Origin of the sequence: Limnohabitans sp., assembly GCF_017848645.1 — a bacterium.
In the GTDB taxonomy this organism is placed as follows: domain Bacteria; phylum Pseudomonadota; class Gammaproteobacteria; order Burkholderiales; family Burkholderiaceae_C; genus Limnohabitans_A.
The window spans coordinates 92,839-107,434 of the sequence record NZ_JAFEIF010000082.1 but is presented as its reverse complement, the minus strand read 5'-3'; the positions used below and the strand labels follow the sequence as shown (position 1 = coordinate 107,434).

Below are 14,596 nucleotides of genomic sequence, written 5' to 3'. Positions count from 1 at the left end.
CCCCCCATCCACCCCCCCCCAGAATGAACCGAGGAGAACCCATGAGCACACGCTACTTGCCCGGCCAGCCGCAGCAGCTGCCACGCCACAACCAGCCCATGGCGGGCTACCAGCCAGAACACTTCCTGTTGGCCGTCAAAGACGGTGTGGCCACCGTCAGCCTGAACCGCCCCGAGCGCAAAAACCCGCTGTCGTTTGATTCGTACGCCGAACTGCGTGATTTCTTTCGCGCCTTGCCCTACGCGCCCGATGTGCATGCGGTGGTCATCACGGGTGAGGGCGGCAACTTCTGCTCGGGTGGTGATGTGCACGAGATCATCGGTCCGCTCACAAAGCTCGACATGCCCGGCCTCTTGACCTTCACCCGCATGACGGGTGACTTGGTGAAGGCCATGCGCGCCTGCCCACAACCCATCATCGCGGCGATAGACGGCGTGTGTGCGGGCGCAGGCGCGATCCTGGCCATGGCCTCTGACCTGCGCTACGGCACCGAGCGCAGCAAGACTTATTTCCTGTTCAACAAGGTCGGCTTGGCCGGGTGCGACATGGGCGCGTGTGCGCTCTTGCCGCGCATCATTGGTCAGGGGCGTGCGAGCGAGTTGCTGTTTACAGGGCGCGGACTGGGCGCGCAGGAGGCTGAACGTTGGGGCTTTTACAACCGGGTGTGCGGTGGAGACGAGGTGCTGGGCGAGGCACAAGCCATGGCCGTCCAATTGGCGGCTGGGCCCACCTTTGCCAACGGCATGACCAAAAAAATGCTGCAGCAGGAATGGAACATGGGCGTGGACGAAGCCATCGAGGCCGAAGCCCAGGCGCAAGCCATCTGCATGGCCACCAACGACTTCCACCGGGCGTACCAGGCCTTTGTGGCCAAGCAAACGCCTGTTTTTGAAGGGGACTGAGCCATGTCAGACCACCCAGCCACGCACCCGCCAGAACTCGACTGGCCTTTCTTTGACAACAGCCACCGCGACTTCAAAGTGCGGTTGGACGCTTGGTGCAGCGAACATCTCGCCCACACGCACCACGACGAAAGCCGCGATGCGGTGGACGCCGAGTGCATCCGCCTGGTGCGCCTGCTGGGCAGCGGCGGTTGGCTGAGGCACGCGGTGTCGGGCACGGCCTATGGCGCAGCGTCGGACGTGATCGACACGCGCCAGCTCTGCCTGCTGCGCGAGACGCTGGCCTTTCACAACGGCTTGTCTGACTTCGCGTTTGCCATGCAGGGCTTGGGCACAGGCGCCATCAGCCTCATGGGCTCAGCCGATCAAAAGCAGCGCTACCTGGCGCGTGTGGCATCGGGCCAGGCTTTGAGCGCCTTTGCCTTGAGCGAACCCGATGCAGGATCGGACGTGGCCGCCATGCAGTGCAGCGCCACGGCCACGGCAGACGGCTATGTGCTCAACGGCCGCAAGACCTGGATCAGCAACGGCGGCATCGCCGACTTTTATGTGGTGTTCGCCCGCACAGGCGAAGCGCCCGGCGCACGCGGCATCACGGCTTTCATTGTGGATGCCGACACGCCCGGCCTGTCGATTGAAGAGCGCATCGACGTGGTCGCGCCCCACCCGCTGGCCACGCTCAAGTTTGACAACTGCAAGGTCGCTGCCAACCAGCGCATTGGCGAAGCGGGCCAGGGGTTCAAGGTCGCCATGGCCACGCTCGATGTGTTCCGCACTTCGGTGGCGGCAGCCGCTTTGGGCTTTGGGCGACGTGCGCTGCACGAGTCCATCAGCTGGGCGCGTTCGCGCAAGATGTTTGGCCAAACCTTGGGTGACTTTCAGATCACCCAAACCAAGATCGCCCAGATGGCCACCCTGCTGGACGCCGCCACGCTCTTGACGTATCGCGCTGCGTGGTTGCGTGACCAAGGCGGTCGCATCACCCGCGAAGCGGCTATGGCCAAGATGACCGCCACCGAAAACGCGCAGCAGATCATCGACATGGCGGTGCAGATGCACGGCGGCATGGGCGTCAAAAAAGGCGTGATGGTGGAGTCGCTGTACCGCGAGATTCGGGCTTTGCGGATTTACGAAGGCGCGACGGAAGTGCAGCAGCTGATCATTGGCAAGGATGTGTTGAAGGGCTGATGGTTCGTTGCGTTTGAGCTGGTGAGCTGCCGATGTGTATGGAGATGTGCCGAAGTACCGGGTGAGCTGCCGAGGGGCCCCGGGGGCGGGGGCCTCATGCTGCGGGGGTACGCAGAAATCGGCCCCCGCCCCCGGGGCTCCTCGACAGCGTGGTGCGGCTAGCCCTGCACATCGCAGCACAGAAGAAACAAAAAACGGAGACAAGGACATGAAGGACTGGAACGAACTGCTGCCCAGCAGCCACACCGACACGTTTGCGCGTGACCGGTTGCCGCCCAAAGACCAGCTGCCCGTGTTCATGGCGGATCGGCCCGAGCTGGACTACCCGGATCAGATCAACTGCGCGGTGGAATTGGTGGACCGCCATGTGCAGGCAGGCCGAGGCGATCGCATCGCGTTGCATGGCGTGAGCGACTTCAACAAGGGCGACGGCGACTTCAGCTGGACGTATGCGCAGTTGCAAGACAAGAGCAACCGCATCGCCCAGGTGCTGACCCAGGACATGGGCCTCGTGCCCGGTAACCGCATCCTGCTGCGTGGTGGCAACAGCCCCATGATGGCGGCTTGCTTGTTGGGCGCGCTCAAGGCGGGTCTCGTGGCAGTGCCCACCATGCCGCTGCTGCGTGCGGGCGAGTTGGCACAGATCATCGACAAAGCCCAGGTCAGCGCCGCGCTGTGCGACAGCCTGCTGGCCGACGAACTGCAGCACTGCATGACGCCCGGTCACGCGAGCCACATGGCCAGCTTGCAGCAGCTGGTGCAGTTCCGCAGCGATACCCCTGATGGCCTGGAGCAGCGCATGCAGCGGCAGAGTGGCGCGTACACCGCGCACCCCACCAGCCGCGATGACGTGTGCCTGATCGCGTTCACCAGCGGCACCACGGGCAAGCCCAAGGGCACCATGCACTTCCACCGCGATGTGCTGGCCATGTGCGATTTGTTCCCGCGCCACATCCTGCGCATGGATGAAAACGACGTGGTGTGTGGCACGCCGCCCATCGCCTTCACTTTCGGCTTGGGTGGTCTGCTGGCGTTCCCGCTGCGCTATGGCGCAAGCACCGTGCTGCTGGAAAAGCACACGCCCGAGACCTTGATGCAGACCATTACCAAGTACCGCGCCACACAGTGCTACACCGCGCCCACCATGTACCGCCAGATGGCAACGCTGGCCAATGGCGTTGACCTGTCGAGCCTCAAGCACCCTGTGTCGGCAGGCGAGGCCTTGCCCGACGCCACCCGCCAGCTGTGGAAGCAGGCCACGGGCATCGAGATGACCGACGGCATTGGCGGCACCGAAGTGATCCACATCTACATCTCGAGTGCGGGCGCTCAAGTACGCCCCGGCAGCATTGGCCAAGTGGTGCCCGGCTATGTGGCGCAGATCGTCGGCGACGACATGCAACCCGTGCCCCCCGGCACCGTGGGGCGGCTCGCTGTGCGCGGCCCCACGGGCTGCAAATACCTGGCCGACCCGCGCCAACAAGACTATGTGAAAGACGGCTGGAACCTGCCCGGTGACACCTTCGTCATGGACGCCGACGGCTACTTCAGCTACCAGGCGCGTAACGACGACATGATCATCTCGGCGGGCTACAACATCGCAGGCCCCGAGGTGGAAGGTGTTTTGCTGCAACACCCGGCCGTGGCCGAATGCGGCGTGGTCGGCATGCCCGACGAAGACCGCGGCCACATCGTGCAGGCTTATGTGGTGCTGAAGCCCGGCCACACGGGCGATGCGGCCATGGAAAAAGCCTTGCAAGAGCACGTCAAACAAACCATCGCCCCGTTCAAGTACCCGCGCAAGGTGATTTTCTTGGACGCCTTACCCCGCACCGAAACCGGCAAACTGCAGCGCTTCAAGCTGCGTCAAATTTCTTCCTGAGGAGCCCCATATGTTCAACGTCTTGCAACCCGAAGGCTGGGCACCCGCCAAAGGCTATGCCAACGGCATCGAAGCGCGTGGCCGCATGGTGTTCGTCGCGGGCATGATCGGCTGGAACGGCCAAGCCCAATTCGAGACCGACGACTTTGTAGCCCAGTGCCGCCAGGCCCTGCAAAACATCGTCGACACGCTGGCCTGCGCAGGTGCAGGCCCACAGCACATGGCCCGCATGACCTGGTACGTCAAGGACAAGAAGGAATACCTCGCACGCGGTCGCGAGCTGGGCAAGGTTTATCAGGAAGTCATCGGCAAAAACTACCCGGCCATGACACTGGTGCAAGTGGCCGATCTGGTGGAAGACCGGGCCTTGGTGGAGATCGAGGTCACGGCTGTGGTGCCTGAGTAAGCAGACATGCGGACACCGCCCCTCGAGTTTCAGTGCTGCAATAAAAGCATGTAAACAAGAACAGCCAGAAACACCGTCTCCAGCAGCATCAAAGCCACGGGTTTCCAACCCACGCTCAGGATATCCTTCAGATGTGTTTTGATGCCAATCGCGGCCATCGCGGCCACCAGAAATGCCCGTGACAAACCATGTCCCGTGTTGACCACGACTTCGGGCAGCTGCAGCAGGCTGTTGAGCAGCACCAGCAGCACGAACACCACGGCAAACCAGGGAAGCAGGGGCGGCCTGCTTGCTGGTGCGCCTGCTCCCTCACTGTTCGCAGATTGGGCATGTGTGGCCCGTGTCATCCAGGCCGCCACCATGATCACCGGCACCAGCATGGCCACCCGCATGAGCTTGACCACCGTGGCTGCATCGCCGGTCTGCGGCCCCATGCTGTAACCCGCGCCCACCACTTGCGCCACATCATGGATGGTGCCGCCCAGAAAAAAGCCCGCCTGCAGCGGGTCAAGGCCCAGCCAGCGCACCAGCACCGGGTACAGCACCATGGCCACCGTCGACAAGGTGCTCACGCTGATGACCACGAACAAAGTGGCCCGGTCTTTTTGCGGATGATTTGGAAACGCAGCGGCGATCGCCATCGCTGCAGAAGCGCCACAAATGCCCACCGATCCGCCAGACAGCAAACCGAAAAAGGGTTTGAAACCCATCCATTTGGCCATCAAGATGCCCAGTGTGATCGTGAGCGACACGGCCAGCACCACCATGATCACGGATTGCCAGCCCAGCGACTGCACCTGGTCCAGCGTGATCTTCAGACCCAGCAGGGCCACGCCCCAGCGCAACACCTGTCGCGCGACAAACTCGATGCCTGGCTTGCATTGCGCATTCTCCGAAAGGAAGTTGACCGCCATGCCCAGCAGCAGGGCAAACAGCATCACGGGGGCGCCGTAATGCTCGGCCATGAATTGTGCCGCCACCGCCACCACCGCAGACATGGCCAAGCCAGGCCACAGCACGGCGCAGCGTGCATACAAGGCGTTCATGCTTCAAATTTCCCTGGCAATCCGTTCACTGGTTGAGCTGGATATTGAATTGTTTGACGATGGCTGCGTTGCGCTCAAATTCTGTTTTCGCCGCTTGCGTCAGCTGCTGAATGTTCCAGTCCTCGGCCCCCTCAAAACCCGTGGCAAACATGCGGCCGCGGAACTTCGGGTTGAGGGCCACGTTGCGCACCGCCTTGTGGATTTTTTCCTGCAATTCAGGCGACATGCCTGAAGACACGATCACGCCCATCCAGTTGGAAAAATCAAGATCCGGGTAGCCCAGTTCGGTCAGCGTCGGCACCTCGGGCAACTGGCTGAGCCGGTGCTTGCCGGCCACGGCATAGGCCTGCACCTTGCCGGTGGCGATCAGGTTGCGCGAGGTGGCATAGCCGTCAAACATCATCGGAATCTGACCACCCATCACCTGCGCCAATGCGGGAGGCGAGCCCTGAAACGGCACATGCTGCAGATCAAGACCGGCTTTCTGATTCAGGATCATGCCGGCGTAGTGCGAGATGGTGCCCGCGCTGTAGGAGGCGAAACCCAAACTGCCAGTGTTCTTTTTGGCATAGGCCATGAACCCTTTGAAATCCTTGGCAGGCACATTGGGTGCGGCAATCATCACCAGATTGCCACGGGCCACAATGCCCACAGGCTTCACATCCTTGAGCGGATCGAAGCCGCCCTTGAGCACATGGGGGATTTCGGTCAGCACATTGCTGGCGATCATCATCACCGTCTGACCATCGGCAGGTGCGGCACGCAGGGCCTGCACTGCAATCGCGCCACCGGCACCCGGCTTGTTCTCCACCACCATGGGCTGACCCAGGTCTGTCGTCAGCTGGTCCGCCACCAGGCGGGCAATCACATCGATGTTGCCGCCAGCGGGTGCAGGCACCAGCATCTTGACGGGTTTGTCGGTCCAGGCCATGGCGGACGGCAGGGCCAGGCTGCTTGCGAGAACCATCAGGATGGCGCGGCCAAGTCGGCGGGTGTGTGTGCACGATGTCATGTCTTGTCTCCAGAGTAGATATCGGGATCGGGTGTCCCATGGATTGAGTGATGGTGCGATTGTTCGCAAAGCAGCCTCAGCTGGCTTATCCATTCACGACAAGCATTTATCTTTAAACGTCACTTCGGGTTCACACCGATCGGGATTGGGCAAGGCTGCGTTCACGCATCTGTGACGGTGAACATTCGAACTGCGCACTGAACCAGCGGGTGAAAGAACTGAGGTTGGAATACCCCAGCTGTTCGGCCACGCGACCCATGGAATGGGGGGTGTGGGTGATGTAGCGCTGCGCCAGTTCGCAGCGCACTTCGTTGAGCAGCTGTGAAAAACTCACACCACTTTCGTCCAGACGACGCTGCAAAGTGCGTACGTTCATGCCCAGTCCTGAGGCGATCTGTTCCACACTGGCGCGCCCCATGGGCAGCAGCAGATAGACCGAGCGGCGCACATCGTGCACCACGGAACTGCCTTGCCGCTGGGGCATGGATTCGAGGAAGGACTGTGCATAGCTGGCCATGCCCGCATCTGCACGCGCATTGGGCTTGTCCATGTCGGCCTTCAGGCAGACCAGTCCATTGAAGTCGCTGTTGAAATGCACGGGGCAGCCAAACACGCGCCTGTGCACCTGCGCATCACTGTTGGCCGCGTGCGTGAAATGCACAGCCTGCGGCCGCCAATGCTCCCCCAGGATGGCCCTGAAGATCAAGACGAGCACGCCAATCGCCATGTCGGTGGATTGCTGCGTCCCCCCGGCGTAATCACTCATGATTTCTTCGGTGATGAGCGTGGTCTTGCCCATATCCTCAATGTGCATGCCCAGGGACTCGTTGAGCAAGTGTCGGTACTGGGTGATCATCTGCAAAGCCATGCGAACGGAGCCCTGATGGGACAGCAACAGGCTGACGGGACCGAAATCCGACAATACCCGCGCCTCGGCCATGTGCAAACCGAATGTGCTGCAGCCACTTTCCTTGGCCGAAATTTCCAGCAAAGCGAGACCGCTTTCCAAGGGAATGAGCTGCGTGGGCGAAGCCAGCATGCGCGGCGTCAAGCCCACCTTGCGCAGCATGAGTGAAGGGGTCAACCCCAGCCGTTTGGCCACCTCGTCGTAATGCGACAGCGAAGCGGCGCGGATCTGCAAGGCTTTGCGGGTGCTCATGGTGTCTCCTCAATCCCATCTTCATGGCCTGTGGTCATCACAAGCCATGTCACGAAATGTTAACCGAGAGTCATGAATTGGCAAACGGAATTCACAGGCACGGACCTAAATTCCATGGCTCATACACCAACTGATTCAGGAGATCACCCAATGGCCAAGGCCGTGACATTTGACCGCATCGGCGGACCCGAGGTACTCCAATACGGCGACGCCGAAGTCGGCCAGCCCGGACCAGGCCAGGTGCGATTGCGCCATGTGGCTGTTGGCCTGAACTACGCCGACACCTACTTTCGAAACGGCACCTACCCGATCCCGCTGCCCAATGGCATGGGCGTCGAAGGTGCAGGTGTGGTGGAAGCCATCGGCTCCGACGTCAGCAACGTGGCGGTGGGCGACCGCGTCACCTACACCGGCTTCATCAACACCCTGGGCGCCTACAGCACCGAGCGCCTGATCCCCGCCGCACCACTGATCAAGCTGCCCGATGCCATCTCCTTTGAAACGGCCGCAGGCATGACCATGCGCGGCCTGACCTCGGCTTATTTGATGCGCCGCATCTATGACTTCAAGCCAGGCGAGACCCTCTTGCTGCACGCCGCCGCCGGTGGCGTGGGCCTGATCGTGTCGCAATGGGCCAAGCTGCTGGGCCTGAACGTGATCGGCACGGTCTCGACCGAAGAAAAAGCCGCCGTGGCCCGCGCGCACGGTTGCGACCACACCATCAACTACAGCCACGAGGACATTGCCCAACGCGTGCGTGAACTGACTGGCGGAAAAGGTGTGGACGTGGTGATCGACAGCGTGGGCAAAAACACCTTCATCGCCTCGCTCGACTCGCTGCGTCGCCGCGGCCTGATGGTCTGCGTGGGCACCGCCAGCGGCACGATCGACGGCTTCAACCCTAACCTGCTGGCCCAGAAAGGCTCGCTCTACCTCACGCGCCCGGCCCTGGTCGACTACATCGCCGACCCCGCCGAAAAGTCCGAGCTGGCTGGCGAGATCTTCGGCCACATCGCCGCAGGCCGCATCCAGATCGAGATCAACCAGCGCTATGCCCTGCAGGACGCGGTGCAGGCCCACCGCGACCTCGAAGCCCGCAAGACGATTGGCTCGTCCATCTTTGTGATTTAAGGAAACGCCATGCGCATCGAACCCCTGACCTGCGCCATTGGCGCGGAACTGGTGAATGTCAACCTCGCCGATGCCGTGCGCGACGAGGGTTTGTTCCAAGAGATTTACGCCGCCCTGCTCCAGCACAAGGTGCTGTTTCTGCGCGACCAGACGCTGGACAAACTCTCACGCCAGAACCACATGGCATTTGCCCAGAAACTGGGGGAGCTGGAAACCCACCCGATGGTGCCCAGCCATCCTGAAGCCCCTGGTCTCGTGCAAATTTACAAGACGCCCGAAAACCCGCCCGACCGCTACGAAAACTCCTGGCACACCGACGGCACCTTCCGCGAAAAGCCTGCGCTGGGCTGCGTGCTGCGCTGCATCGAATGCCCGCCCGTGGGGGGCGACACCGTCTGGGCCAACATGGCACTGGCCTACGAGAAACTGCCCGAGGGCGTGAAGCAGCAAATCGAAGGCCTGATCGCCAACCACAGCTTCAACTCGACCTTCGCGGCGGCCATGCCGATCGACAAGCGCCTGGCCATGAAGGCGCAATACCCCGACGCGGAACACCCGGTGATCCGCACACACCCCGACACCGGCGAGAAAGTGCTGTTCGTCAACGGCTTCACCACGCACTTTGTGAACTTCCACAACAAGGACAAGGTGCGCTATGGCCAGGACTTCAACCAGGGCGCAGGCGACCTGCTGCAGTACCTGATCAGCCAGGCCTACATCCCCGAATACCAGGTCCGCTGGCGCTGGAAGCCCTACAGCGTGGCCATCTGGGACAACCGTGCCACCCAGCACTACGCCGTCATGGACTACCCGCCCTGCCACCGCAAGATGGAACGCGCAGGCATTGTCGGCACCAAGCCTTTTTGATTCTTGATTTTTTTGGAGACCCCTTATGTATTTTCTCGACGGCCACCTCTATCCTGAAAACCAGGAAAAACTCGTCATCACCGCCGCCCCTTATGGCCCCGAGTGGATTCCGGAGGACTACCCGGAAGACATCCCGGTGACGATGGAAGAGCAGATTCAAAAAGCGGTGGACTGCTACAACGCTGGTGCCACCGTGCTGCACCTGCATGTGCGCGAACTCGATGGCAAGGGCAGCAAGCGCCTGTCCAAATTCAACGAGCTGATCGCTGGCGTGCGCCAAGCCGTGCCCGACATGGTCATCCAGGTCGGTGGCTCGATCTCGTTCGCACCGGTTGGTGAAGGCGAGATCGCCAAGTGGCTGTCCGACGACACCCGCCACATGCTGGCCGAGCTGGACCCCAAGCCCGACCAGGTCACGGTGACCATCAACACCGTGCAGATGAACGTGATCGAGCACATGGAGGAAGCCGACATCGCGGGCACCTCCATGGCCACGCCCGAAGGTCGCCGTGCCTACAGCGAAATGGTGGTGCCCTCCAACCCCGCCTGGTACGAAGAACACATCCGTCGCCTGAGCGCCGCCGGCATCCAGAGCGCCTTCCAGTTCTACAACCTCAACAGCTTTGAGACGGTCGAGCGCCTGATGCGCCGTGGCGTCTACAAGGGCCCGCTGGTCTGCAACTGGGTCGCCATCAGCGGTGGCATGGACGCGCCCAACGTCTACAACCTGGCCAACTTCCTGCGCGCCGTCCCTGATGGCACCAAGCTGACGGTGGAAAGCAGCATGCGCAATACACTGCCGATCAACATGATGGGCATCGCCATGGGCCTGCATGTGCGCTGCGGCATCGAAGACAACCTGTGGAACCAGGCACGCACGGCCAAGATCAGCACGGTCGAGCAAATCGAACAGCTGGTGCGCATCAGCCGTGAGTTTGGTCGCGAAATCGCCACGGGCAAAGAAGCCCGCGAGATTCTGAAGATCGGCGTGTTTTACGACACCGTCGAGGAATCGCTGGCCGCCAACGGCTTCTCGCCCAACCGCAACGGCGGCAACCAGGGCTTCCTGCGCAAAGCCGCCTGATGGTCGTGACGCCCGCCACCACAGTGCAAGTCGATGTCTGGTTCGACCTGATCTGCCCCTGGTGCTGGATTGGCAAAACGCACCTGGACAGCGCACGCCGCCAGCTGGCCGAGCGCCTGCCGGGTGTGCAGGTTCAGCTGCGCTGGTATTCGGTGCAGCTGATTCCGCAGACGCCGCCACAGGGCTGGCCTTACCAGGCGTTTTACGAACACCGGCTCGGCGGCCCTGATGCGGTGCGCGCACGCCGCGCGCAGGTGCAGGCTGCAGCGGCCAGCGCCGGTCTCACGATCCACCACGAACGCATTGCCGTGTTCCCCAACACCTGGCGTGCCCACCGCCTGCTGTCCTTCTCCGAACAGCAACACCCCGAACAGCACGAAGCCCTGCTGGATGCTTTGTTTGAAGCCTACTTTGTGCAAGGCCTCGACATAGGCGACAGCCAGGTTCTGGCACAACTGGCGCAAGCCCATGGGATTGACGGCAGCGAGGCCGAGGCCTTCGATGCGCCACCGGTTTGGGCCTTGCCGGGCGGGGCTTCGGGTGTGCCGCTGTTCGTTTTCAACCAGCGTGAAGCCATCTCGGGCGCACAGCCTCCCGAGGTCTTGCTGGCGGCCTTGCTTGCCGCTGAGAACGTTTCCTGAAAGTTTTCCATGTCCCCCACGGTTTTGATCGTTCCCGGTTTGCGCGACCATGTGGAGGCCCATTGGCAAACCCTGCTGGCCGCCCAATTGCCCAAGGTGCACAGCGTGCCGCCCATGGGCCGCGAAGACCTCGACTGCGCCAAGCGCGTGCAGGCCATCGAAACGGCCATGGCCGCGATGGATGGGCCGGTGGTCCTGGTGGCGCACAGCGGCGGTTGCGTGATGGTGGCGCACTGGGCGCACACCAGCGCGCATGCGCACCGCGTGGTGGGCGCATTGCTCGCCACACCGCCCGACTTTGATCGGCCCATGCCCGAGGGCTACCCCACGCTGGCCGCGCTGCAGGCCGGTGGCTGGCTGCCAGTGCCGCGCCAGCCTTTGCCGTTTCGCAGCCTGGTGGCCACCAGCGACAACGACCCACTGGCCGCACGCGAACGCGTGCTGGCGCTGGCCAAAGACTGGGGCAGCGACACGGTGGATCTGGGCGAAGTCGGTCACCTGAATCCGGCTTCGGGTTATGGCGAATGGCCCATGGCGCTGTCCTTGATGGAGCGTCTCCATCAGGCACGGGGAATACCCTCGTGACCTCATCATTTGACGCGAAATGAAAAATCAATGTCGTGAAATGACAAATAAAAAAACAGTGCCAACTTTAGAGTCCGTGACGGGCTCAAGGTATGTCACTGGCCAAGATGAGATTGCCGAACTGGATTCGGGGCAACTTGTCTGTACCCCAAACCGAATCGTGCGACTTCAACCGAAAACAAGGAGATACAGATGAAAATGAAATGGATCGCCCTGGCCGCTTTGCTGGCCACTCAGGCGCATGCGCAATCAAGTGTGACGCTCTACGGCGTGATGGATGTGGGCTTTGTCAGTGGTTCAGGCGATGTGGCCAACTGGAAAGGACTGGCTTCTGGTCGCAACATGTCTTCTCGCCTTGGTTTCCGGGGTGCCGAGGACCTGGGTGGCGGCATGAAGGCCAGTTTTGTTCTGGAAACAGACATTGCCGCCGACACCGGAACGGGTGTCACCACGCCCTTCGCAGGTTGGTCATCTACCGACAACAAATCGGCCAGTGCCAATGGCAGTCTGCAATTCAACCGCGTTTCCACCATCGGACTTTCAGGCCACTGGGGTTCCGTGACCGCTGGCAGAAACTACACACCGACGTTCTTGCTGGACTTTGCCTACGATCCTTTTGGTGAAAACGGTGCCGGAGCCAGTCTCCTGACCATGACCTCTGCTTATTTCAATACAGCAGGCAGCGTCAACCACTTGCGCGCATCCAATCTGATCACTTACACCACACCGGCACACAGCTCAGGCTTGAGCGCCATGGTGGCGATCGCTCCGAGTGAGACCGTCAGCACTGCTGCTAAAGAAGGCGGTGTCACCAGCATCAAACTGGGCTATGCCAAGGGACCGTTGATGGCCGATATCGCCTCGGCCCAAACGAAGCTGGCTTCCTCTGGCGACATCAAGACAACATCGATCGGTGCTGCCTATGATTTCGGTGCCATCAAGCCGATGTTCGAATACAGCCGCGATGAACTCGGTGCTGCAGGCGCCAATGCCGTGAAGAAGGGCTACCTTGCCGGTGCCATTGCTCCCCTGGGTTCGGGCCAGGCTCGTTTCTCTTACAGCAAGGTGGACCGCACGGCCGACAATGCGACAGCCGGGCAAGTCACTCAGATGGCTGTGGGTTATGTGCACAACCTGTCCAAACGCACGGCACTGTATGGCACTTACAGCCATGTGAGCAACACCAATTACCGCAATACACCGAATGCAGGTTATTCGGTTGGCAGTGCGGTGAGCAGCATCAATGGCAAAGTCAAGGCTTACGATCTGGGAATCCGGACAACATTTTGACGCTTGATTGGCTGTAAAAATTCATTGCAAACTTTGAGCCTGCCTTGCCTTGCAAGGCAGGTTTTTTTATTTCTTCAGCCTATTTTTTTCAACATATTTTTCCATTGGGGTGTTGCTTTGTTATGGCGGGGATGCTGTACACGGCTTGTCTTGGTTTGTCGCGTGAATTTTTTGTGTGATGTCATGAAAAGCCAATTCAAAGGCGCAACACGTCAAGTACTTTGGGGTGTGCCCCAGCATTATCCAAGCATGTGACGCCAGTGCAATCCAAGCCGAGATCACAAGACAACCTGGAGACCTTTCACCATGAACTTTCTTGACGGCCACCTCTACCCTGAAAACCAGCAGCCCCTGATCATCACGGCCGCCCCTTATGCCCCGGGTTGGATCCCTTCGGACTTTCCGGAAGACATCCCGATCACCATGGAAGAACAGATCCAGAAGGCGGTCGATTGCTACGAAGCAGGTGCCGCCGTGCTGCACCTGCATGTGCGCGAAGACGATGGCAAAGGCTCCAAGCGCCTGTCCAAATTCAATGAACTGATCGCGGGGGTGCGCCAAGCCGTGCCCGAGATGATCATCCAGGTCGGCGGCTCCATCAGCTTCGCACCCGAAGGGCCCGACGGCGAAGCCAAATGGCTGTCCGACGACACGCGCCACATGCTGGCCGAGCTGACGCCGAAGCCCGACCAGGTGACGGTGACCGTCAACACCACGCAGATGAACGTGACAGAGCATGCGGGCGAAGACGACTTCCGGGGGGTCTCGCGCGGTTTCCCGCACCTGTACAAGACCTATAAGGACATGATCGTCCCGTCCAACCCCAGCTTTGTCGAAGAGCACATCCGCCGCCTCACGGCGGCAGGCATCCAGAGCGAGTTTCAGGTCTACAACATCAACAGTTTCGAGACCATCGAGCGCATGATGCGCCGAGGTGTCTACAAGGGGCCGCTGGTGATGAACTGGGTGGCCATCAGCGGCGGCATGGACCAGGCCAACATCTACAACCTGGCCAACATGCTGCGTGCCGTACCTGATGGCGCGGTGGTCACCGTCGAAAGCTCGGTGCTCAACGTGCTGCCCATCAACATGATTGGCATGGCCCTGGGTCTGCATGTGCGTTGCGGCATCGAAGACGTGCTGTGGAAGCAGGACCGTTCGGGGAAGATGAGCTCGGTCGAGCAGATCAGGCAGCTGGTGCGCATTGCGGGCGAATTCGGTCGCCCCATCGCCACGGGCGAGCAGGCGCGGGAAATCCTCAAGATCGGCGTCTTCTACGACACCGTCGAAGAGTCGCTGCGCGAAAACGGCTTTGCTCCCAACCGCAATGGCGGCCACCAGGGCTTTCTGCGCAAGCCGCTGGACATGGCCTGAGATCTCAACCAATTAACATACTGGAGACA

The 14,596-nt window shown here is 61.1% G+C and carries 14 protein-coding genes; 11 read left to right on the top strand and 3 right to left on the bottom strand.

The window, feature by feature from the left end:
• Positions 1–41: 41 nt before the first annotated feature.
• The 4 genes from QZ190_RS17805 to QZ190_RS17790 all read left to right on the top strand — a co-directional run bounded on the left by QZ190_RS17805 (position 42) and on the right by QZ190_RS17790 (position 4,378).
• The gene (locus QZ190_RS17805; protein WP_291919137.1) at positions 42–902 is read left to right on the top strand and encodes an enoyl-CoA hydratase family protein; all 861 of its coding nucleotides are present in this window, start codon (positions 42–44) and stop codon (positions 900–902) included.
• A 3-nt stretch (positions 903–905) separates the two neighbouring features.
• Positions 906–2,090, top strand: coding sequence for an acyl-CoA dehydrogenase family protein (locus QZ190_RS17800; RefSeq protein ID WP_291919111.1), 1,185 nt, complete (start codon positions 906–908; stop codon positions 2,088–2,090).
• A 226-nt stretch (positions 2,091–2,316) separates the two neighbouring features.
• On the top strand, positions 2,317–3,972 hold the full coding sequence (locus QZ190_RS17795) for an AMP-binding protein (RefSeq protein WP_291919149.1): 1,656 nt from the start codon (positions 2,317–2,319) through the stop codon (positions 3,970–3,972).
• Between the two features lie 10 nt (positions 3,973–3,982).
• Complete coding sequence (locus QZ190_RS17790; protein WP_019430837.1) at positions 3,983–4,378, top strand: RidA family protein; 396 nt, start codon at positions 3,983–3,985, stop codon at positions 4,376–4,378.
• Between the two features lie 29 nt (positions 4,379–4,407).
• Here the strand turns inward: QZ190_RS17790 and QZ190_RS17785 are convergent, their stop codons facing one another.
• The 3 genes from QZ190_RS17785 to QZ190_RS17775 form a co-directional block, all read right to left on the bottom strand.
• Complete coding sequence (locus QZ190_RS17785) at positions 4,408–5,424, bottom strand: putative sulfate exporter family transporter (RefSeq protein ID WP_291919106.1); 1,017 nt, start codon at positions 5,422–5,424, stop codon at positions 4,408–4,410.
• Between the two features lie 25 nt (positions 5,425–5,449).
• Positions 5,450–6,436 (bottom strand): tripartite tricarboxylate transporter substrate binding protein, encoded by a 987-nt coding sequence (locus QZ190_RS17780; RefSeq protein WP_291919104.1) that lies wholly within the window; start codon positions 6,434–6,436, stop codon positions 5,450–5,452.
• Positions 6,437–6,566: 130 nt separating this feature from the next.
• A complete protein-coding gene (locus QZ190_RS17775) occupies positions 6,567–7,595 on the bottom strand; it encodes an AraC family transcriptional regulator (RefSeq protein WP_291919102.1) in 1,029 nt (342 codons plus the stop codon).
• A 150-nt stretch (positions 7,596–7,745) separates the two neighbouring features.
• Between QZ190_RS17775 and QZ190_RS17770 the strand changes: the two genes are divergently transcribed.
• From QZ190_RS17770 to QZ190_RS17740, 7 genes are all read left to right on the top strand, one after another.
• Positions 7,746–8,726, top strand: coding sequence for a quinone oxidoreductase (locus tag QZ190_RS17770; RefSeq protein ID WP_291919100.1), 981 nt, complete (start codon positions 7,746–7,748; stop codon positions 8,724–8,726).
• A 9-nt stretch (positions 8,727–8,735) separates the two neighbouring features.
• Positions 8,736–9,593: a TauD/TfdA family dioxygenase gene (locus QZ190_RS17765; protein WP_291919098.1), complete on the top strand. Its 858-nt coding sequence runs from the start codon at positions 8,736–8,738 to the stop codon at positions 9,591–9,593.
• 25 nt (positions 9,594–9,618) lie between these two features.
• Positions 9,619–10,677, top strand: a complete 1,059-nt coding sequence (locus tag QZ190_RS17760; RefSeq protein ID WP_291919096.1) for a 3-keto-5-aminohexanoate cleavage protein — start codon at positions 9,619–9,621, stop codon at positions 10,675–10,677.
• Positions 10,677–11,318 carry a DsbA family oxidoreductase gene (locus QZ190_RS17755; protein WP_291919095.1) on the top strand — a complete coding sequence of 214 codons (642 nt, stop codon included), beginning with the start codon at positions 10,677–10,679 and terminating at the stop codon, positions 11,316–11,318. Before QZ190_RS17760 ends, QZ190_RS17755 begins: the two co-directional genes overlap by 1 nt.
• Positions 11,319–11,327: 9 nt before the next feature.
• The gene (locus tag QZ190_RS17750) at positions 11,328–11,903 is read left to right on the top strand and encodes an alpha/beta hydrolase (protein ID WP_291919093.1); all 576 of its coding nucleotides are present in this window, start codon (positions 11,328–11,330) and stop codon (positions 11,901–11,903) included.
• Between the two features lie 222 nt (positions 11,904–12,125).
• Positions 12,126–13,193: a porin gene (locus QZ190_RS17745; RefSeq protein WP_291919092.1), complete on the top strand. Its 1,068-nt coding sequence runs from the start codon at positions 12,126–12,128 to the stop codon at positions 13,191–13,193.
• Positions 13,194–13,499: 306 nt separating this feature from the next.
• Positions 13,500–14,567, top strand: coding sequence for a 3-keto-5-aminohexanoate cleavage protein (locus QZ190_RS17740; protein ID WP_291919090.1), 1,068 nt, complete (start codon positions 13,500–13,502; stop codon positions 14,565–14,567).
• The last annotated feature ends 29 nt before the right edge of the window (positions 14,568–14,596 follow it).

Excerpts from the sequence above, each read along its gene's own strand:
- QZ190_RS17785 (WP_291919106.1), bottom strand. The coding sequence starts at position 5,424 with ATGAACGCCTTGTATGCACGCTGCGCCGTGCTGTGGCCTGGCTTGGCC.
- QZ190_RS17740 (WP_291919090.1), top strand. The coding sequence starts at position 13,500 with ATGAACTTTCTTGACGGCCACCTCTACCCTGAAAACCAGCAGCCCCTG.
- QZ190_RS17750 (WP_291919093.1), top strand. The coding sequence starts at position 11,328 with ATGTCCCCCACGGTTTTGATCGTTCCCGGTTTGCGCGACCATGTGGAG.
- QZ190_RS17755 (WP_291919095.1), top strand. The coding sequence starts at position 10,677 with ATGGTCGTGACGCCCGCCACCACAGTGCAAGTCGATGTCTGGTTCGAC.
- QZ190_RS17800 (WP_291919111.1), top strand. The coding sequence starts at position 906 with ATGTCAGACCACCCAGCCACGCACCCGCCAGAACTCGACTGGCCTTTC.
- QZ190_RS17790 (WP_019430837.1), top strand. The coding sequence starts at position 3,983 with ATGTTCAACGTCTTGCAACCCGAAGGCTGGGCACCCGCCAAAGGCTAT.
- QZ190_RS17765 (WP_291919098.1), top strand. The coding sequence starts at position 8,736 with ATGCGCATCGAACCCCTGACCTGCGCCATTGGCGCGGAACTGGTGAAT.
- QZ190_RS17770 (WP_291919100.1), top strand. The coding sequence starts at position 7,746 with ATGGCCAAGGCCGTGACATTTGACCGCATCGGCGGACCCGAGGTACTC.
- QZ190_RS17775 (WP_291919102.1), bottom strand. The coding sequence starts at position 7,595 with ATGAGCACCCGCAAAGCCTTGCAGATCCGCGCCGCTTCGCTGTCGCAT.
- QZ190_RS17780 (WP_291919104.1), bottom strand. The coding sequence starts at position 6,436 with ATGACATCGTGCACACACACCCGCCGACTTGGCCGCGCCATCCTGATG.
- QZ190_RS17760 (WP_291919096.1), top strand. The coding sequence starts at position 9,619 with ATGTATTTTCTCGACGGCCACCTCTATCCTGAAAACCAGGAAAAACTC.
- QZ190_RS17805 (WP_291919137.1), top strand. The coding sequence starts at position 42 with ATGAGCACACGCTACTTGCCCGGCCAGCCGCAGCAGCTGCCACGCCAC.